At 38.1% G+C, this 19,324-nt stretch carries 18 protein-coding genes; all 18 read left to right on the plus strand.

The features are described from left to right. The first annotated feature begins 172 nt into the window (after positions 1-172). Entirely contained in the window at positions 173-463 is a 291-nt protein-coding gene (gatC, locus tag BK585_RS01545) for an Asp-tRNA(Asn)/Glu-tRNA(Gln) amidotransferase subunit GatC (RefSeq protein WP_078551381.1), read from the plus strand. 19 nt (positions 464-482) lie between these two features. Continuing rightward, positions 483-1,940 (plus strand): Asp-tRNA(Asn)/Glu-tRNA(Gln) amidotransferase subunit GatA, encoded by a 1,458-nt coding sequence (gatA, locus tag BK585_RS01550; RefSeq protein ID WP_078551382.1) that lies wholly within the window; start codon positions 483-485, stop codon positions 1,938-1,940. Between the two features lie 12 nt (positions 1,941-1,952). Continuing rightward, positions 1,953-3,383: an Asp-tRNA(Asn)/Glu-tRNA(Gln) amidotransferase subunit GatB gene (gene gatB, locus BK585_RS01555; protein WP_078551383.1), complete on the plus strand. Its 1,431-nt coding sequence runs from the start codon at positions 1,953-1,955 to the stop codon at positions 3,381-3,383. Between the two features lie 141 nt (positions 3,384-3,524). Further along, positions 3,525-4,259, plus strand: coding sequence for a BsuPI-related putative proteinase inhibitor (locus BK585_RS01560; protein WP_078551384.1), 735 nt, complete (start codon positions 3,525-3,527; stop codon positions 4,257-4,259). Between the two features lie 189 nt (positions 4,260-4,448). Further along, a complete protein-coding gene (locus BK585_RS01565; protein WP_078551385.1) occupies positions 4,449-4,925 on the plus strand; it encodes an LptM family lipoprotein in 477 nt (158 codons plus the stop codon). A 130-nt stretch (positions 4,926-5,055) separates the two neighbouring features. Continuing rightward, positions 5,056-5,946: a diacylglycerol kinase gene (locus tag BK585_RS01570; protein ID WP_078551386.1), complete on the plus strand. Its 891-nt coding sequence runs from the start codon at positions 5,056-5,058 to the stop codon at positions 5,944-5,946. Between the two features lie 118 nt (positions 5,947-6,064). Continuing rightward, the gene (locus tag BK585_RS01575; protein WP_078551387.1) at positions 6,065-6,268 is read left to right on the plus strand and encodes a hypothetical protein; all 204 of its coding nucleotides are present in this window, start codon (positions 6,065-6,067) and stop codon (positions 6,266-6,268) included. A 320-nt stretch (positions 6,269-6,588) separates the two neighbouring features. Continuing rightward, the gene (locus tag BK585_RS01580) at positions 6,589-7,056 is read left to right on the plus strand and encodes a sigma-70 family RNA polymerase sigma factor (RefSeq protein ID WP_342744315.1); all 468 of its coding nucleotides are present in this window, start codon (positions 6,589-6,591) and stop codon (positions 7,054-7,056) included. Next, positions 7,053-7,475 carry an anti-sigma factor family protein gene (locus tag BK585_RS01585; protein ID WP_078551389.1) on the plus strand — a complete coding sequence of 141 codons (423 nt, stop codon included), beginning with the start codon at positions 7,053-7,055 and terminating at the stop codon, positions 7,473-7,475. The genes BK585_RS01580 and BK585_RS01585 overlap by 4 nt, the downstream gene beginning before the upstream one ends. Next, positions 7,475-8,581, plus strand: coding sequence for a hypothetical protein (locus tag BK585_RS01590; RefSeq protein ID WP_078551390.1), 1,107 nt, complete (start codon positions 7,475-7,477; stop codon positions 8,579-8,581). The genes BK585_RS01585 and BK585_RS01590 overlap by 1 nt, the downstream gene beginning before the upstream one ends. Then, positions 8,578-9,438, plus strand: a complete 861-nt coding sequence (locus tag BK585_RS01595) for a hypothetical protein (RefSeq protein ID WP_078551391.1) — start codon at positions 8,578-8,580, stop codon at positions 9,436-9,438. The genes BK585_RS01590 and BK585_RS01595 overlap by 4 nt, the downstream gene beginning before the upstream one ends. Positions 9,439-9,702: 264 nt before the next feature. Beyond that, complete coding sequence (gene pflB / locus BK585_RS01600) at positions 9,703-11,931, plus strand: formate C-acetyltransferase (protein ID WP_078551392.1); 2,229 nt, start codon at positions 9,703-9,705, stop codon at positions 11,929-11,931. 76 nt (positions 11,932-12,007) lie between these two features. Further along, positions 12,008-12,763, plus strand: coding sequence for a pyruvate formate-lyase-activating protein (pflA, locus tag BK585_RS01605; protein WP_419095491.1), 756 nt, complete (start codon positions 12,008-12,010; stop codon positions 12,761-12,763). Between the two features lie 287 nt (positions 12,764-13,050). Further along, positions 13,051-14,427, plus strand: coding sequence for a 23S rRNA (uracil(1939)-C(5))-methyltransferase RlmD (gene rlmD, locus BK585_RS01615; protein ID WP_078551394.1), 1,377 nt, complete (start codon positions 13,051-13,053; stop codon positions 14,425-14,427). A 30-nt stretch (positions 14,428-14,457) separates the two neighbouring features. Continuing rightward, positions 14,458-14,835: a DUF1761 domain-containing protein gene (locus tag BK585_RS01620; RefSeq protein WP_078551395.1), complete on the plus strand. Its 378-nt coding sequence runs from the start codon at positions 14,458-14,460 to the stop codon at positions 14,833-14,835. A 157-nt stretch (positions 14,836-14,992) separates the two neighbouring features. Then, positions 14,993-15,463 carry an inner membrane protein YiaA gene (gene yiaA, locus BK585_RS01625; protein ID WP_245805894.1) on the plus strand — a complete coding sequence of 157 codons (471 nt, stop codon included), beginning with the start codon at positions 14,993-14,995 and terminating at the stop codon, positions 15,461-15,463. 259 nt (positions 15,464-15,722) lie between these two features. Next, positions 15,723-18,788: an EAL domain-containing protein gene (locus BK585_RS01630; RefSeq protein WP_078551397.1), complete on the plus strand. Its 3,066-nt coding sequence runs from the start codon at positions 15,723-15,725 to the stop codon at positions 18,786-18,788. Positions 18,789-18,842: 54 nt separating this feature from the next. Further along, positions 18,843-19,283 (plus strand): MarR family winged helix-turn-helix transcriptional regulator, encoded by a 441-nt coding sequence (locus BK585_RS01635; RefSeq protein ID WP_078551398.1) that lies wholly within the window; start codon positions 18,843-18,845, stop codon positions 19,281-19,283. Positions 19,284-19,324 lie beyond the last annotated feature (41 nt).

Below are 19,324 nucleotides of genomic sequence, written 5' to 3' on the forward strand. Positions count from 1 at the left end.
GTGACTTAGTAAGGTGATTTTTACCTTGTAGGTCCCCTTTTCTTATTTTCACAACTATATTATAAAATCGAATGAGATTGATCCGCATAACATTGGGCTTTGTTGCCTATTAGTACGTAATTTGGTATTATCAATTTATTGTGAATTGGTACGAAACGTGGAGGTGAATGGAATGTCACGAATTTCAGTAGAACAAGTTAAGCATGTTGCACATTTAGCAAGATTAGCAATCACAGAAGAAGAGGCGGAAAAATTTACACAACAACTAGATGCTATCATCTCATTTGCAGAAGAATTAAATGAGCTTGATGTCGAAAATGTAAAGCCAACATCTCATGTGCTTGATATGAAAAATGTATTACGCGAGGACAAGGCTGGTAAAGGGTTACCTGTAGAAGAAGTATTAAAAAATGCTCCTGACCAAGAAGAAGGCCAGTTTAGCGTCCCTACCATTATTGAATAAGAAAGGAGGAAAACTAGGAATGTCTTTATTTGATTATAAAATAACAGAGATACATGATAAATTACATAAAAAAGAAATCTCAGTCACGGATTTAGTGAATGAATCTTATACAAGAATATCAGCTGTAGATGATAAAGTTAAAGCGTTTTTAACGCTAGACGAAGAGCGAGCAAGAAACTACGCGAAACAACTAGACGAAGCCATTGGAACAAAAGACCAATATGGCTTACTATTTGGAATGCCGATTGGTGTGAAGGATAACATCGTTACAAAAAATCTTCGAACGACATGTGGAAGTCGCATCTTAGAGAACTTTGACCCCATTTATAATGCAACTGTCGTCGAAAAACTTCAAAGTGCTGAAACAGTGACAATCGGAAAAGTAAACATGGACGAGTTTGCGATGGGGTCTTCTACTGAAAACTCAGCATTAGCTGTTACAAGAAATCCATGGAACTTAGATCATGTTCCAGGAGGATCAAGTGGTGGTTCCGCTGCTGCAGTTGCTGCAGGAGAAGTTCCATTTACATTAGGTTCAGATACAGGTGGTTCTATTCGTCAGCCTGCCTCATATTGTGGTGTTGTTGGATTAAAACCTACATATGGACGAGTTTCTCGTTTTGGTCTAGTTGCATTTGCTTCGTCATTAGACCAAATTGGACCAATTACGAGAAATGTAGAAGACAATGCATTTTTACTTCAAGCCATTTCAGGTGTTGACCCAATGGATGGAACGTCAGCTGATGTGGAAGTACCTGATTTCCTATCTTCTTTAACAGGAGATGTAAAGGGCTTAAAGATTGCAGTACCAAAGGAATACCTTGCAGAAGGTGTTCGTGATGATGTAAAGAAGTCTGTTATGGATGCGCTAAAAGTTCTTGAAGGCTTAGGCGCGACATGGGATGAAGTGTCGTTACCTCACTCTAAGTATGGATTAGCGACTTATTATCTATTATCATCATCTGAAGCTTCAGCGAACCTTGCACGCTTTGACGGAGTCCGTTACGGTTACCGTTCAGATAACGCAGATAATTTAATTGATATGTACAAGCAGACACGAGCAGAAGGGTTTGGAGACGAAGTAAAGCGTCGTATTATGCTTGGTACATTCGCATTAAGCTCAGGGTATTATGATGCGTACTACAAGAAAGCGCAAAAAGTACGTACATTAATTAAGCAAGACTTTGAGAACGTATTTGAAAACTATGATGTCATTATTGGGCCAACAGCTCCTACGCCTGCATTTAAAGTTGGTGAAAAGCTAGATGACCCGTTGACAATGTATGCTAATGATATTTTAACCATTCCAGTTAACCTTGCTGGCGTTCCAGGGATTTCAGTTCCGTGTGGATTTGCAGATGGGTTGCCACTAGGCTTGCAAATTATTGGAAAGCATTTTGACGAAGGTACAGTCTATCGTGTCGCTCATGCGTATGAGCAAGCTACAGACTTCCATAAACAAAAACCAACATTGTAAGGGGTGAGAGCAATGGAATTTGAAACGGTCATTGGACTTGAAGTCCATGTTGAGTTAAAAACAGAATCAAAGATATTTTCAGCAAGTCCTAACCAGTTTGGGGACAAGCCTAATTCAAATACAACAGTAATTGACTTGGGATATCCTGGAGTATTGCCTGTATTAAATAAAAAAGCAGTAGAATACGCGATGAAAGCTTCTATGGCATTGAACTGTGAAGTTGCCACCGAAACGAAGTTTGACCGCAAAAACTATTTTTACCCGGATAATCCAAAAGCATATCAAATATCTCAATTTGATAAACCGATTGGGGAAAACGGCTGGATCGAAATCGAAGTAGACGGATATAAAAAACGAATCGGAATTACGCGTGTTCATATGGAAGAAGATGCAGGGAAATTAACGCATACATCAAATGGATATTCACTAGTTGATTTTAACCGTCAAGGAACACCGTTAATTGAAATTGTATCTGAGCCGGACATCCGTACACCTGCTGAAGCGTATGCATATTTAGAAAAGCTAAAAGCGATTATTCAATATACTGGAGTTTCCGATTGTAAAATGGAAGAAGGATCGCTTCGTTGTGATGCGAATATTTCCCTTCGTCCGGTTGGGCAAGAAGAATTCGGGACGAAAACAGAATTGAAAAATTTAAATTCATTTAACTTTGTTCGAAGAGGCCTAGAACATGAAGAAATTCGCCAAGCAGAAGTTCTTCGTTCAGGTGGTATCATCGAACAGGAAACGCGTCGTTTTGATGAATCAACAGGTGAAACGTTATTAATGCGTGTAAAAGAAGGATCTGACGATTATCGTTACTTCCCAGAGCCAGATTTAGTAGAGTTATATATCGATGAAGAGTGGAAAAACAAAATTCGTGCGGAGATTCCAGACCTTCCAGATGCCAGAAAGGCGCGTTATGTTGAAGAGCTTGGCTTACCAGCATATGATGCCACTGTATTAACGTTAACAAAAGAAATGTCTGACTTTTTTGAAGCGGCAGTCGAAGCTGGAGCTGACCCGAAACAAGCATCTAACTGGGTCATGGGAGAAGTGTCAGGTTATGTAAATGCAAATAACAAGGAAATTCATGATATTCCTTTGACGCCACAAGCACTTGCTGGTCTCATTTCGCTTATTGAAAAAGGAACCATTTCATCAAAAATAGCTAAATCAGTATTTAAAGAACTGATTGAAAATGGTGGAGATCCTGAAGCAATTGTAAAAGAAAAAGGTCTTGTACAAATTTCTGATGAAGGTGAACTGCTGAAAATTGTCAATGAAACATTAGACAAAAATCCTCAGTCGATTGAGGACTTTAAAGCAGGTAAACAAAAAGCGGTTGGTTTCCTTGTAGGCCAAATAATGAAGGAAACGAAGGGAAAAGCAAATCCACCACTTGTGAATAAATTAATAATGGAAGAAATTAATAAGCGATAATAAATAAAATATGCTGTAGAATAGAGTTCTAGTTCCTCTGTTTTACAGCTTTTTTTCCGATAATGATAATTATTTGTAACCTTTTTATTATTAAGACGTCTTACTCTATAGAACACCAATAAATCTAGGGAGGACCATACTATGAAACAATCTTTGAAATTATTATTAATGACATTACTTGCATCACTTTTAATAGCAGCTTGCGGAACAGACGAGGTAAACAATCAAGTCGGTGGAGGAAATCAACCCGATGAAGAGCCTGCTGTGACTGAGCCTGAAGGAGAACCTGAAGGAGAGCCAGAAGGAGGAGAAGATGTGAGTGCTGAACAAGTTTCTGTGTCCATTGAGGAAGTTAACGGGACGTACCAGTTAAAATTAAAAAATACCAGCGATGAAGAAGTGCAGTTAACATATACAAGTTCTCAAGAATATGAGTACACGATTTCTGATAGTGAAGGAAACCACCTATATACGTATTCAATGGATAAAATGTTCCTAATGATGATGTCTGAGAAGACACTTGCCCCTGGTGAAGAGTATGTAGTTGATGTTGATATCGATAGTTTAACGACACTAGGAAAAGGCACGTACACGCTTGCAATTTGGCCTGTTGCTGAAGAGCTTGGGGAAGATGTAAAAACGGAAATAGAAGTCGTTGTTGACAAAGAAACAGTGACAGAAACAGGTCACTATGTTGGTCAAATTGACAGCAATTCTGTAGAAATTACAAGTGAAGATGGAACTCCAGTTGCCTACCGTCTTGAGGAAAATGTGAAAGACCTTATAGAGATGATGGATGATGACCAAAAAGTATCAATTAGTTATTTTGAAGAAGACGGACAACGCCATCTAACAAATATTCAACCTATTGAATAATGAACACACATAAAAAACAACTCCTTTGCTTAGGGGTTGTTTTTTATGATATCAATTAGCTTCGTGGCTCTGAAAAAAAGAGGGAAAGACAACATATAATTATTTCTGAAACGATTTCTTTAGATATTTCGTCTATATATAGAGGGGTATCATGAAAAATTTTCGTCTATATATGTAAGGAGGGATATCATGAAAAAAATAAGATTGGGTATTTTATGGATAGTAGCAATAACAGTCATTGGGGCATGTGGGCAAAAAGAAGTGATGCAGGACAATGTAATACATATTGAGGAAACCAATCAAGTTGAAGAATATATCACAACAATAGAGCTTATCGTGGACCAACACCTAGAAGTCAATGCTACATTAACATATGTGGGGGAAAAAGCAGAGCAAATGATTTATCATGGAGGGGAGATTTTTCATTATGAGATTGTACAACAAGACGGGGATTTTGAATATACTAGTCCAATGAACCTGCCACTTCTTACAACGACTCTCGCTCAAAACGAAGCACACTCGGTTACATTTGATGACATTAAACTAAGAGACTTAGTTCCAGGTACTTATGAATTTTCAATTATTGCTAATTTTTCACTAAACGATGATTTTTCTCCAAATATTAAAGTTCCTGTTTCGGCTATCCTTACAATAGAAGAAGAATGAACATATAATAGTCCAAGCGACATATGATTACATAATAGTACATGTTTATTTACTAGTAAATTAGGGAAATTTACGTTACAATGAACATAAAAATGAGTGGAAGAATATTGAAAAAAGTAGGAGATATACAATGAAGCGAGCGCGTATCATTTACAACCCAACATCGGGTCGAGAACAAATGAGAAAGCAATTGCCTTATATACTAGAACGCTTAGAAAAAGTAGGTTACGAAGCTTCTGCACACGCAACAACAGGGGAGGGCTGTGCTACTAAAGCGGCTAGAGCAGCTTGTGAGAGAGGATATGACCTCGTTATTGCTGCAGGTGGGGATGGCACCATTTTTGAAGTGGTTAACGGCTTAGCCGAGCAAGAATACCGACCTATGTTAGGGTTATTGCCGGCTGGAACGACAAATGACTTTGCTCGAGCGTTGAACATACCGAGAGAAATAGAAGAAGCCTGCGATATTTTATGTGCGGGTCATACGGTTCCTGTTGATATTGGGAAAGCAGGCCAGCAGTATTTTGTAAATATTGCTGCAGGAGGTACGTTAACTGAATTGACGTATGAAGTTCCAAGCAAACACAAAACGTTGATGGGACAACTTGCTTATTATGTAAAAGGCTTTGAAAAACTCCCAACAATTGCTCCAACTCAGGTACGCATTGAGTATGATGGGAAGCTTTTTGAAGGGGAAATTATGATGTTCTTAATTTGCAATACGAATTCAGTAGGTGGATTCGAACGACTTGCACCAAATGCCTCTCTTAGTGATGGAATGTTTGATCTGCTTCTTGTGAAGAAAACGTCGTTTCCGGAGTTTATTATGATTGGAAGTAGAGCTTTACGCGGAGAACACATTAATCATGAAAAGGTGATGTACATTCAAGCCAATCGCATAAAGGTCCAGGTAGAAGGAGACATGCAGTTAAATTTAGACGGAGAATACGGTGGACTTCTCCCGGTTGAATTTGTTAATTTATATCATCACTTTCAAATGCTTGCACCAAAAAAGAAATAGCCGATTAAAAGACGTTTGGTTACTAGATTCCAAACGTCTTACTTAAGGTTGAATGTCTGAAACCAATTCTAATAAGTAACGTCTAATAGGTAATAGATATAAGGAGAGTGCATATGTCATGCGTAGGAACTATATTGGCATTGTGATATCAATGTTAGTCGTTATATTTGGTTTTTTTCTGATGGGTGATACATTTTTTATAGATGCAGAGCTGTTTCGACTATCATTATATATTACTGTATTGGCAGTCTTAACAGGTTTGTATTTTCTAATAGTAACTAGTAAAGAAAAAAGGAAAATGAGCAAGAAAGAGGAACTTTAACAAAGAGGTATTTTGGAGAGGGTGAGACAAAAGGTTGTTATTAACCTTTTGTCTCACCCTCTATGCAATGAGCGAAACCGCCACCTTCTTTTAAAAGCCCGTTGTGAGTGGGTTTCTCACAACGGGCTTTGTGGCGAGTGAAGCCAGTGCAGATGTTTTAGTTAATTCTGTCCCAGCCCCTTTTTATTTTTTGAAAAGGTGTAGGGTTTTCTAGATTTACATTCGTCTATAGTTATGAAGACAGAAAGGGGGGAGAGGCTATTATTGAAAAACAGCTAATCGACAAGGCAATAGCTGGGCATGAACAATCGTTTCGAATCATTGTAGAGCAATATAAAAATCATATCTATCAGACGGCTTTCAGTGTTCTAAGGAACGGAAAAGATGCTGAGGATGCCACACAAGAGATTTTTGTAAAAATCTACTATGCTCTCCCCCAGTATAGTGGCAAAGGATTTAAGACATGGGCTACCCGTATTGCGATCAATTATTCTATTGATGTAAAGCGAAAAAAAGTTCCAGTAGTAACCGAAGTAGTTGATACAGAAGTGTCACCTATTAATCTAGAAGAAGAATATGTTACAAAAGAGAAGCAACAACTTGTCCAAAGGCGACTTCAAGATGTTCCCCAAAACTATCGAGATGTCATAGTAGCCTTTTACATAAAAGAAAAAACATATGAACAAATTGCAAGAGAACAACAACTAGAAGTGAAGACAGTAGAAACGAAGCTATACCGAGCAAGGAAATGGTTAAAAGCCCATTGGAAGGAGGATGAGTTTTCATGAGTCATCACAACAAAGAAACTTGGTTGAAGTATATTAACAACACTCTCCCTGAAAATGAGAGAGAGAACCTAGAACAACATATGTACAGTTGCGATTTATGTTTGGAACACTACTTAGAGGCTCTTGAAAAACAATCCAATCATGGCCCGCAATTACAAGTGTCAGCTGAATGGACAGAATCAATCCTTTTAAAAGTGCCAGTAAAAAGAAAACAACCATCTCAAAAACAACAGTTGATTCATTATGCCATTGCTGCAGTGGCAACGATTATCTTAATGGCCTCTGGTGCATTTCAGGCAGTTGTGTCTATCGTTCCAACCAAACAACTTGACTATGAAGAAGAAGTGTCAATCTCAAAGAGCTTAATTGAACAGATATCTATTTTAAGAATAATTGAAAAAAATAAGGAGGGACAATAATGAACGGACAAAAAAATCCATTACTCGCATTCGTGTTATCTTTTATCCCAGGTGCGGGATTTCTTTACTTGAATAAATTGGGAAGAGCGTTATTTTATAGTGGTTCTTTCTTTGGAAGTATTGCGCTAGCTGTTACACTCTCTTATGTGATTTTTGGAGATTTTATAATACTTGCGATGATTGGTTTTTTCTTTTGGGGAGTGAGTATCGTTGACATGGTCATTTACCTGATTCGCCATAATCATCAACTTCAAGGGCAACACCATCAAGGGCAATACCATCAAGAGGAGGACAAGGATACCACAAGGAAAAGTCAAGGTAACGAACGTTTCAACACGATTTTATTATCATTAATTCCAGGGCTTGGTCACTTTCATTTAGGGTTAATGAACAGAGGTCTTCCGTTTTTAGTTGGTTTTTTTGGATTGATTACGATGATTTTCTTCGTCACAATGCTTACAAGGACAGATGGATTTATCGTTTTTCTTGGACTTGTTCCCATACTCTGGATTTACAATATCTTTGATGTGATGCAGTTATTGAAGAAAAAAGATGAAGGTATTGAATTAGAAGATAAAACAATACTTGAGGATTTTGAAAAAGGTAGAGAAGAAGGACGTAAAAGTAAAGCGGTGACTACGTTATTAGCTGTGATTCCTGGACTGGGGCACATGTATCTTGGTTTACAACGAAGAGGTCTACAGCTGATGGCAGCCTTTTTATTTGCAATTTATATAATAGATGTTTTGCGAATTTCATTATTTCTTTTCATCATACCGTTAATCTGGTTTTATAGTATTTTTGATGCTATGCAAAAAAGCGCCAAGTATGGGGTGGAGCCTGTGGAAGATAAACCGTTAGTTTCTTATTTTGTGAATCACCAACGTTGGATTGGGATAGGGTTACTTTTAGTAGGACTCTATTACTTCTTTGACCAAGTACTGTTACATGGTTTTATGCCATTCATTGAAGATGCGCTTCAAATCAAGCTGTCCTATTATTACTATAATTATTTTCAAACTACAATAGTGTGCCTCCTGTTAGTTGGTGGCGGTATTAAATTAATGCTTGGTAGCAAAAAAAGCAAGGGAGTGGAAGAAGCATGAGAACATGGAGAGTAGGAACTGTTTCAATGAGTGCTTCACTCATTTTATTAGGAATCGTACTATTTGTATCGCAATGGCAGGGTTTTGATATATACCAAATATTAATATCGTGGTGGCCTTTGTTGTGTATTGTGCTTGGAATTGAAATATTGGTTTATTTATTTCTTTCCAAACAAGAACAGCCTATTTTAAAATATGATTTTCTTAGTATATTCTTTATTGGCATTATAGGGACTGTTGCTTTATCATTTATGCTTTTATCAATGTCTGGAATTTTACCAGAAGTAAAAGCGGCCGTTGCTGCACATGAAAAAACATATACACTACCTGAAGTGAACGAAAACCTCGGACCTTCAATTGAGAGAATTGTACTGGATGTAAAACAGCAGCACGTTCACATTGAAAGTGGAACGACACAACAATTAAAAGTGTTTGGGACGTACCGAACTCAAATGGTAGAAGAAGAGAATGCGATTACGCAAGAGGATTTTATTTCACTAGTTAAGAGCGGAGATACATTATATGTGACTTTAAAAGAATTACCGCGAAAAATTGGTGTGTTCTCGACCTATTCAAGTATGACACCAACCATTGTTGTCCCAAATACGCTGAAAGTAGAAATTCGGAATACCCATGGTACTGTTGATTTGTTCCCAGGTCAGCTTCAAAATGAGTGGAGTGTATGGCAAAGCGAGGATGTCATGATATACCTTGATGAGACAAGCGATGTATCTCTTACTTCGCGTATGGACGAAGGTGAAGAACTACAAAAACTGTATGAAACAGGAGAGGGTACATATCGTATTGTTGTATATAACAGTAATTATGTAGACTTTGTATCTACTGGGAAAAAGTAAATAGTAACGTGACAAACACTTATTGTGTTTGTCTTTTTTTGTGTCTGAAATTAATTTCAACTTAAAATAAACTGTATTACACTTAAATGAAGATTTTTTGAAACAGAAACGATTTAATTGTGAATATTCATCGAACATATTTGTTTTTGGGCATGTTTCAACACAAAAGTGTGATTTAGATCACACTTGTTTATTTGTCTCCGTGTTACGTTATACGTAGATAAAAAACAATTAATTTTAGCTTCTATATAGGAGGTAATCGAAATGAAAGCATGGGAAGGTTTTAAAGAAGGAAATTGGAAAAGCACAGTCGATGTTAGGGATTTTATTAATCTAAACTATACACTGTTCAATGGTTCAAGTGATTTTTTAGAAGGACCAACAGAAAATACAAATGCATTGTGGAAACAAGTCATGGGGCTTACAACAGAAGAGCGACAAAAGGGTGGCATGTGGGACATGGACACGAAGGTTGTATCTACAATAACTTCTCATGCTCCTGGTTACCTTAATAAGGAAATAGAGCAAATCGTCGGAGTTCAAACGGATAAACCATTCAAGCGTTCATTGCAACCTTTTGGTGGAATTCGAATGGCAAAAGCAGCATGTGAGTCATATGGCTATGAGCTTGATCCAGAAGTAGAAGAAATTTTTACAAAATATCGTAAAACACACAATGAAGGCGTTTTTGATGCTTATACTCCAGAAATGAAGGCAGCAAGACGCGCTGGTATTATCACGGGTCTTCCTGATGCATATGGTCGTGGAAGAATCATTGGTGACTACCGTCGTGTAGCTCTTTATGGGGTCGACTTCTTGATTGCCGAAAAACAAAAAGACTACAACCTTATTGGCAATGGTGTTATGTCTGAAGAAGTCATGCGTGAGCGCGAGGAAACATCAGAACAAATAAAAGCACTTAAAGAATTAAAACAACTAGCAAGTTCTTACGGCTTTGACATTTCAGGACCTGCTCAAAATGCGAAAGAAGCGTTCCAGTGGCTATACTTCGGTTACTTAGCGGCGATTAAAGAGCAAAACGGAGCTGCAATGAGCCTTGGTCGTGTCTCTACCTTCTTAGATATTTACATTGAAAGAGATTTACAAGAAGGGGTTCTTACAGAGCAAGAAGCGCAAGAGTTAGTCGACCATTTTGTGATGAAGCTTCGTCTAGTGAAGTTTGCTAGAACGCCTGACTATAATGAATTATTTAGTGGAGATCCTACATGGGTTACAGAATCAATCGGAGGAATTGGCTTAGATGGTCAACCGCTTGTTACGAAAAACTCATTCCGATTCTTGCATACATTAGATAATTTAGGACCATCTCCAGAACCGAACTTAACAGTACTTTGGTCAACTCAGTTACCAGATGAGTTCAAGAAATATTGTGCATATATGTCTATTAAAACGAGTTCAATTCAATATGAAAATGATGACATTATGCGTAAAGAATATGGCGATGACTACGGCATTGCGTGTTGTGTATCTGCAATGGCGATTGGAAAGCAAATGCAATTCTTTGGTGCACGTGCGAATTTAGCAAAAGCCCTTCTTTATGCGATTAATGGTGGAGTCGACGAAAAACAAAAGGTTCAAGTTGGACCAGCATTTGCTCCTATTACTGCAGAATACCTTGAGTATGATGAAGTGATGGAAAAGTTTGATAACGTAATGGAGTGGTTAGCGGGTCTTTACATTAACACACTAAACGTAATCCACTACATGCATGATAAATACAGTTATGAGAGAATTGAAATGGCACTTCATGACCGTGAAGTCCTTCGTACGATGGCAACAGGAATTGCGGGTCTATCTGTTGTGGCCGACTCTTTAAGTGCCATCAAACATGCAAAAGTGAAAACGATTCGTGATGAAAATGGATTAGCTGTTGATTTTGAAATCGAAGGAGAATATCCGGCTTACGGAAACAACGATAATCGTGTTGATGACATTGCAGTTGAACTTGTGAAAACATTTATGAACAAGTTGAAAAAGCATAAAACATATCGTAACTCTGTGACAACAATGTCTATCTTAACCATTACTTCAAACGTTGTGTATGGTAAGAAAACAGGAAACACGCCGGACGGACGTCGAGCTGGCGAGCCATTTGCGCCAGGGGCAAATCCATTACACGGTCGTGATAAAAAAGGTGCCCTAGCATCACTTAGCTCAGTGTCTAAGCTTCCGTACGAATACGCTATGGATGGAATTTCAAACACATTCTCTATTGTTCCAAAAGCACTAGGGAAAGAAGAAGATACGAGAATCGCCAACTTAGCTGGTATTTTAGATGGGTATGCGGAGAAAAAGGGACACCACCTGAATATTAATGTCTTTAACCGTGAAACGTTATTAGATGCAATGGAGCGTCCTGAAGAATATCCACAGCTTACGATTCGAGTTTCAGGATATGCCGTTAACTTCATTAAGTTGACTAGAGAACAGCAAATTGATGTAATCAATCGAACATTCCACGACTCTCTTTAATAATACCGGCGACTCATTCGTGGGTCGCCGAACTAACATCTAAGAATAATGCTTTACAAACAAAGGATGGGTAACGATGAAAATAAAAACACAAATTCATTCAATTGAATCATGCGGAACAGTAGATGGTCCAGGGTTACGCTATGTGATTTTTACACAAGGGTGCCTGTTGCGATGCCAATATTGTCACAATCCAGATACATGGGAGATAGGAGCAGGGAAGGCAGTACAAGTCAAAGAGATTATAGAAGATATTAAAGACTACCTTCCTTTTATGAAAGCTTCTAATGGAGGAGTTACGGTAAGTGGAGGAGAACCGCTATTACACTTAGATTTCTTACTAGAGCTTTTTAAAGAATGTAAGAAATTAGGGATTCATACGACAATTGATAGCTCAGGCGGCTGTTTTTCAACTAGCGAAAAATTTCTTGTACCGTTTAACGAATTGCTTGAATATACGGACCTCATTCTTTTAGATGTAAAGCATATCGACGATGATAAACATAAGGCGTTAACGATGGTATCCAACAAACATATTCTTGAAATGGCTGCTTATTTATCAGAAAAGGGTCAGCCGGTTTGGATCCGTCACGTGTTAGTTCCAGGCATTTCAGATGATAAACATGACTTGCAAAACCTTGCTAATTTTATTGGCACTCTTACAAATGTTGAGAAAATTGAAGTTCTTCCATATCACAAATTAGGGATGTACAAATGGGAGAGTCTCGGACTTAATTATCAACTAAAAGACGTAGAGCCACCAACGGAAGAAGCGGTAGAGGAAGCGACACAAATCTTAAATGGAGCTCTCACTGTAAAGGCAAACGAGTAATCGTTTGTCTTTTTTCTTTGGATGTAGATTTATGCAAGGTCTGGAAGGCCAAAAAAGAAAGGGAGGCCGTGAGAAGAGTCCGAGCAGAGTGTCTGGAAGGCCAAAAGAGGAGCGGAGGTGGTGCGAAGAGTCCGAGCAAAGGGTGTGGAAGGCCGAAAGAGGAACCATGAACGCCGTAACTGTACTTGGAAAAATGCTAGACGACCGTTTGCTAGTGCTGCTTTTTCTTTTTCCACAATAATATGCTAAGATCATAAGCAAACATGTCCAAGAGAAGGAAGAAGTAAATGAGCAAACAGCCTAAAACACCAGTTCAAAAAAATGAAATAGTAGAAGTTACTATAGAAGATATGACTCATGAAGGTGCTGGAGTCGCGAAAGTGAATGGTTATGCCTTGTTTATCCCAAAAGCGATACCTGGGGAGCGAGTGAAAATTAAAGTTGTTAAAGCAAACAAAGGGTATGGATTCGGCCGACTCCTCGAGCATTTAGAAATGAGTGCAGACCGAGTGGAACCGCCATGTCCAATCTATCATCAATGTGGAGGTTGCCAGCTTCAGCATATGAGTTATGAAAGTCAATTAAAAGTAAAACAAAAGCAAGTGAAGGATGTGCTTGAACGAATAGGAAAGGTAACTGATGTTACGGTGCACCCTACAATGGGGATGTCTGATCCTTGGCGCTATCGAAACAAAGCGCAAGTTCCTGTTGCTGACCGTGAAGGGGGACTTGTTGCAGGATTTTATCAGGAAAGAAGCCACGAAATTATTGATATGGAAGAATGTCTAATCCAACAGCAAGCCAACGATGATGTCGTACAAGCAGTCAAAAAAATAGCACAAGAGAACGGGTTACGTGGTTATGATGAAAAGAGCCATCGAGGCACATTGAGGCACGTGGTGGCACGATACGGGCTCATGACAGGAGAAGTGATGGTTGTTCTAGTCACAAGAACAGAAGAGTTACCGAATAAACAACGAATTGTAGAGCAAATCCAAGCACAGCTTCCTAAAGTGAAATCAATCGTACAAAACATCAATTCAAAACGGACCAACGTAATTTTTGGTGAGAAAACAAAAGTTCTTTGGGGAGAAGAATACATATATGATTCGATTGGTGATGTGAAATTTGCGATTTCTGCTCGTTCGTTTTATCAAGTAAATCCAAAACAAACAAAAGTCCTTTATGATAAAGCGCTTGAATACGCGAATTTATCAGGAAGCGAACAAGTCATAGATGCCTATTGTGGAATCGGTACCATTTCGCTATTTCTTGCTCAAAAGGCAAAACATGTATACGGGGTAGAAATTGTACCTGAAGCAATTGATGATGCCAAGAGAAATGCTAAGCTCAATCATATCACCAATGCAACATTTGCCGTTGGAGAAGCCGAAAAAGTTATTCCGTGGTGGCACGCTCAAGGAATTCGAGCAGATGTGATTGTAGTCGATCCACCACGAAAAGGCTGTGACGAGGCACTGTTGAAAACCATTATAGCAATGAAGCCCAAGAGAGTCGTGTATGTGTCTTGTAACCCTGCAACGTTAGCAAGAGACTTGCGAATGCTTGAAGACGGAGGATTTAAGACACAAGAGGTACAACCGGTAGACATGTTTCCTCATACATCTCATGTCGAGACAGTCGTTTGGCTGGTACGAAACTAAAAAAGATAATAAAGGAAAGGTAGGTGTATTATGGTTTTAGCGATTGTAAGTGGAGTTGTATTATATATGATAAGTGGAATGATTTATTATTCTATTCTAGGTAATCGGTGGGTAGACTTGCTAAATATTAAGCCGGAACAACCTAATTATGGGTTGCTCACTTTAGTTACAGTACTAACTTCGACGGCATTGTACGGTGTGCTTAGGCTGTCGCAAGCAGAGACGTTGCTCGAAGGAGCATTAGTTGGTGGGGGAGTTGGACTGATAGTAGCTCTTGCCTATGCAAAGGACTTTATATTTGGATTAGGAATAAATAGTAAAAATTCATTATCTATTTATTTCATTGCTGTCGGATATCATTTAATTGCATTAACGATTATTGGTGCCGTAATGATGTTTTTTATATAGATAAATCGGGTGCTGCTTGTGGCACCACCCGAAAAAAATCCTTTAATGTTTATGAACTAAAGATCATAATATGTAATAATATAACAATTTTATCCTGAAAATGTTATATCGTTTGAATCCAAAACTAGGGGGGAATTGTGTGTCAGAAAATAATGAAGTGGTACATGAGCAAGTCGAAGAGCCAAAGGTAAAAGTTGAAAAGCCTAGAGTTAAAATTGAAAGAAAAGAAGGAGAGCCAACAGCAGCGTTTAAGGGAGCGTCTTGGGCTGCACTGACGTTAGGAGTTGGGGCTTATCTTATTGGTTTGTTCAATGCTTCCATGGAGTTGAATGAAAAAGGATATTATTTTGCAATCTTAATTTTTGGTTTATATGCATCCGTATCTTTACAGAAGGCGGTAAGGGATAGAGATGAAGGGATCCCGGTCACGGGTATTTATTATGGGATTAGTTGGTTTGCCTTAATTGTTGCCATTTCATTAATGGCGATAGGGTTATATAATGCCGGAAGTATTATCTTAAGTGAAAAAGGGTTTTATGGTATGGCATTTGTTCTAAGTTTATTCGCAGCCATAACCGTTCAGAAAAACATACGCGATACACAACGAGCCCGAGAGATAGATTTATAGAACAAGAACTATATGAGCACTGCATAAATTTGTGGTGCTCTTTCTTTTTCAGGAAGTGACAAATTTCGGGTGGTGCCAGGCACCACACGACCGTTATAAATGGGCATTAAGTCTCATATATAGGTACAAAGATTCAGGAAAAACAAAATTGAATTATTTTAATTCAAAGAGTCTTAGTATATACTAAAGAGTAATAAGAGAAATTGTCGAAGATACTAATTAGTTTATTATATTAAGAACATTTGAGGGGTTAAAGAATATGAGCATAAACAAACGTGTTAGTTTACTAACTCCCTATTTAGATGGTGATTATTACGGGCGGATTTTCTTTGAATTATTGCAAGAAGCAAACAGTCATAATTCTACTATAATAACAATTCAGGCGAGAGCAAGTGGGAAAAATCCAGTTCCATTTAATTATCCAGTTAGCACTATGGAAACAGATGGCTGGTTGCTGATGACGAATCCACAATCTGTCTTACCGATTGCTCCTGAATTACTCGAAAAGATTGAATCGACAGGCAAACCGGTAGTTACTATTGGGTATACAGAGAATTCTATTAAATGTCATTCAGTGATTATAGATAATTGCGAAGCAACGAAGGAAGCAATCCTTCACTTAATACGGGACCACGGCCATAGAAAGATTGCGTTTGTCGGAAATAAAGAAGAGCATTTGGATTTGATTGAACGCTTTGAAGGATATTTGAAAGCGCTTGCGGAGTGTGATATCCCTTATGACGAGAGTCTGGTGTTTCATGCTAGCGATGCTCTACGAAAGGGTGGGTATCATGCAGCTGAAGCTATGCTGGCAAGCGAGATGGATTTTACAGCCGTTTTCGCGTCTACGGATTTAAACGCACTCGCTGTAATGGAGAAGTTGCAAGAAGCTGGATATAAAGTACCTGATAATATTGCAGTAATTGGGTTTGACGACTTAGATGTTGCTTCAAGCTCAACACCTTCATTAACGACAATACGCCAACCCTTTGATGATTTGGCACGTAGTAGCTTTGATGTACTACGTCAATTAATTAATGGTAGCGTATTTGATGAACCCGTTATTAAGATACAAACCGAGTTAATAACACGTGAATCTTGTGGGTGTCATATTCAAATGTCAACACAGCCAGTTGATGTACAAAAACAATTAATTGAATCGAACTTAAATCTAGATAATATTTTAAAACGTTATGATGACTTCGTTTACAGTTGGGCTTCTGCAACAAGGGAGAAAAGCTTTGATTTTTCAAATATGTTTGGCCAAAAAGGTCGTTGGGGAGTTTTGGCGCTATGGGATAAGAATGAAGCGGACCAAAAAAAGACTTTGGTAGTTTCGCAAGCATTTAGTGAAGATACTGATAAGATTCCGCCTCTTGGAATGCATATTCCGATAGAGCAATTCCCTCCAATGGAGTGGATTCCTAAACTAAGAGATAATGACTTTGTCCGTGTTCAATCTATAAGAAATGAGCGAGGAGATTGGGGATTTATCGCTATTGTTGCTCCAATAGATGATCTTATCTTTATTTCTGCAGCCGATATTACCCAAGTTAGTTTTACTGTTTCTGCTGCATCCCTGGAACGAGATGAGTTATTTGAAAAAATTGAATCAATTGCAGAGCAACTTGAGATAGTATCTAGGACTACAAATGATGGAATATGGGATTGGGATTCGAATACGGATAATATCCAATGGAACGTTCGAAGCCTTGATATTTTTAATGCTATTGGGGAAGAACTACCAACAGATTCTAACTCTTTTCTAAAGCTCATTCATCCAAAAGATGCAGAACGAGTGAAGGAGGCTTTTAGAGCGAACAACGACCAAAGTACGGTGTTGAAAACGGAATGTCGAATTTGTGGTAGGAATGGCAAAAAATTATGGGTTTATATAACGGGGGATTCCATTTCCAATAAATCAGGTTCCTCAGTACGAATAATTGGTACCGTAACTAATATCTCTGAGAAAAAACGTGCAGAAGAACAAATAAAATACTTGGCGTTTCATGATGGACTAACAGGGCTTCCAAACCGACAGTTGTTACATGAGCGAATGAGAGTTCAAATTGAACAAGCAAAAAATAACAATAGTAAACTTGGTATTTTCTTAATTGACTTAGATAGATTTAAGGTAATTAATGATACGCTTGGTCATCAAGCGGGAGACGTCCTGATCCAACAGGTTGCGCGTCTATTAGAAAGTACAGTCGTTTCTTCAACCTTTATATCTAATGTTAGTAGAGAAAAAATAACGGTATCGAGATTAGGTGGAGATGAATTCGTTATACTGGTAACTGATATTTACGATGTAGATGAATTACAGTTACTTGGAAATAGTATTGTCCAAAAATTTTTAGAACCATTTTTTATTCAAAATCAAGAAGTTTTTACAACGGCTAGTATTGGGCTAAGTGTCTACCCAGACAACGGTCTAAATATTGATGAACTTCTTCGTTGTGCAGATATGGCAATGTACAGGGCGAAAGAAAATGGGAAAAATCAATGGGAAATATACTCTCCAGATATTAATTCACGTACGTTGGAGCGGTTTACGATGGAGAATCTGCTTCGTAAAGCATTAGAACGTGATGAGTTCATACTACATTACCAACCCCAATACCATGTAAGTGATAAGAGAATATATGGTATGGAAGCTTTAGTTAGGTGGATGTCTCCAGACCGTGGAATGATTTCGCCAGCTGAATTAATACCGCTTGCCGAGGAGACAGGGCTAATTATTCCTATAGGGTATTGGATTTTAAAAGAAGCGTGTAAACAAACGAAATATTGGTTGGACCAAGGGCATCTTCCTGTGCTTATTTCTGTAAATATTTCAGCAAGGCAGTTACAGGAGAAGGATTTCGTCGAATGTGTAAAACAGATTCTTGAAGAAACTGCATTGCCGCCTCAATATTTATGTCTTGAAATAACAGAGAGTGCGGCCATAAAAAATATGGAAAATAGTAATAGCATGCTGAGCGAACTCGATAAGGTAGGAATTAAAATTGCAATTGATGATTTCGGGACAGGTTATTCTTCATTGGCAATGCTAAGGCAATTACCTATCAACATTGTAAAAATTGACAGCTCCTTTATAAGAGACATGGATATGGATAGAGATGATGCTGCTATTGTTAAAGCAATAATCGCTATGGCTCATTCCTTAGAATTAACGGTCACTGCTGAAGGGGTAGAAACAGAGGAACAGCGAAAAATATTATCTAACGAAAAATGTGATTATATGCAAGGTTACTTATTAAATAAGCCTCTTCCATCAGACCTTGCTGAGGAAGTTCTAAAAATGCAGACAATCAAACAATAGTACAGCCTATTTCATGTATAATAAAGGGAACATTTTTTAGGATTGAGGGCGCTTATGGACTATAATAAGTATATTTTATCTAATTCAATTGGATACCAAATATCTAATGCTGGTAGATTAGTGAACAACCGATTGAACCTGAATTTTAAAGAAAAGGATTATCCAGTCACCCACGAACAATATTCGATTATGATTCGATTATGGGTTGAAGATGGTTTAACTCAAAGTGACCTTGCAACTCTAACTGGCAGAGATCAAGCAAGCACCTCAAGACTTATCAACAGTCTTGAAAAAAGTGAATTAGTAAAAAGAGTCCAACACCCTGTCGATAAAAGAACGAATTTAATCTACTTGACAGCTAAGGGAAAAAAGATGCAAATCGGTTTGATTGAACAAGCCATTAAAACCATTCAACAAATATCAGAAGGAATAGACCCTGATGATATGAAAACCTGTATGCAGGTATTAAAAAAAGTGAGTGAAAATCTAAGCTGAAATAAAAGCACCTAAATCACATTTTTGTGAATTTAGGTGCT

This window comes from Bacillus alkalicellulosilyticus (assembly GCF_002019795.1).
In the GTDB taxonomy this organism is placed as follows: Bacteria; Bacillota; Bacilli; order Bacillales; family Bacillaceae_F; genus Bacillus_AO; species Bacillus_AO alkalicellulosilyticum.

Coding starts and splice junctions, on each gene's coding strand:
- gatC (WP_078551381.1), top strand. CDS start 173: ATGTCACGAATTTCAGTAGAACAAGTTAAGCATGTTGCACATTTAGCA.
- gatA (WP_078551382.1), top strand. CDS start 483: ATGTCTTTATTTGATTATAAAATAACAGAGATACATGATAAATTACAT.
- gatB (WP_078551383.1), top strand. CDS start 1,953: ATGGAATTTGAAACGGTCATTGGACTTGAAGTCCATGTTGAGTTAAAA.
- BK585_RS01560 (WP_078551384.1), top strand. CDS start 3,525: ATGAAACAATCTTTGAAATTATTATTAATGACATTACTTGCATCACTT.
- BK585_RS01565 (WP_078551385.1), top strand. CDS start 4,449: ATGAAAAAAATAAGATTGGGTATTTTATGGATAGTAGCAATAACAGTC.
- BK585_RS01570 (WP_078551386.1), top strand. CDS start 5,056: ATGAAGCGAGCGCGTATCATTTACAACCCAACATCGGGTCGAGAACAA.
- BK585_RS01575 (WP_078551387.1), top strand. CDS start 6,065: ATGCGTAGGAACTATATTGGCATTGTGATATCAATGTTAGTCGTTATA.
- BK585_RS01585 (WP_078551389.1), top strand. CDS start 7,053: ATGAGTCATCACAACAAAGAAACTTGGTTGAAGTATATTAACAACACT.
- BK585_RS01590 (WP_078551390.1), top strand. CDS start 7,475: ATGAACGGACAAAAAAATCCATTACTCGCATTCGTGTTATCTTTTATC.
- BK585_RS01595 (WP_078551391.1), top strand. CDS start 8,578: ATGAGAACATGGAGAGTAGGAACTGTTTCAATGAGTGCTTCACTCATT.
- pflB (WP_078551392.1), top strand. CDS start 9,703: ATGAAAGCATGGGAAGGTTTTAAAGAAGGAAATTGGAAAAGCACAGTC.
- pflA (WP_419095491.1), top strand. CDS start 12,008: ATGAAAATAAAAACACAAATTCATTCAATTGAATCATGCGGAACAGTA.
- rlmD (WP_078551394.1), top strand. CDS start 13,051: ATGAGCAAACAGCCTAAAACACCAGTTCAAAAAAATGAAATAGTAGAA.
- BK585_RS01620 (WP_078551395.1), top strand. CDS start 14,458: ATGGTTTTAGCGATTGTAAGTGGAGTTGTATTATATATGATAAGTGGA.
- BK585_RS01630 (WP_078551397.1), top strand. CDS start 15,723: ATGAGCATAAACAAACGTGTTAGTTTACTAACTCCCTATTTAGATGGT.
- BK585_RS01635 (WP_078551398.1), top strand. CDS start 18,843: ATGGACTATAATAAGTATATTTTATCTAATTCAATTGGATACCAAATA.